We start from the raw sequence: 267 nt of genomic DNA, 5'->3' as shown, positions 1-267 counted from the left end.
GGCATGGACTGGGCGCAGTACTGCCAGTTGCACGGCTTGGCCGTTTGACCTTTGCCTTACAAGCACCAGCGTGCTCGGTTGCGCCCCATGACGTGACGCAACTCGGCCACCGTTATGCTTCGGTGCTGCGGGTCTATCGCCAACGCGGCCTGTAACGCTGCCCAGCAATGCCTGGGCAACTGCGCGGGTCGGGGCAACCGGTCTGAGGCGCGCTTGCCAACGCGACTGCCGTGGGCCAGTTCGTACAGGATGCAGGCCACGCCGTAC

Annotated in this window: 1 pseudogene; it reads right to left on the bottom strand. The window is 65.2% G+C overall.

Features of this window, described 5'->3' with window-relative positions:
* Nucleotides 1-56 precede the first annotated feature (56 nt).
* Nucleotides 57-267, bottom strand: a pseudogene (locus tag AAEZ05_RS28845) (serine/threonine-protein kinase); the annotation flags it as partial.

This window comes from Pseudomonas sp. HY13-MNA-CIBAN-0226 (genome assembly GCF_040310305.1).
Classification (GTDB): Bacteria; Pseudomonadota; Gammaproteobacteria; order Pseudomonadales; family Pseudomonadaceae; genus Aquipseudomonas; species Aquipseudomonas gregormendelii.
This window is presented reverse-complemented; position numbering and strand designations above follow the sequence as displayed.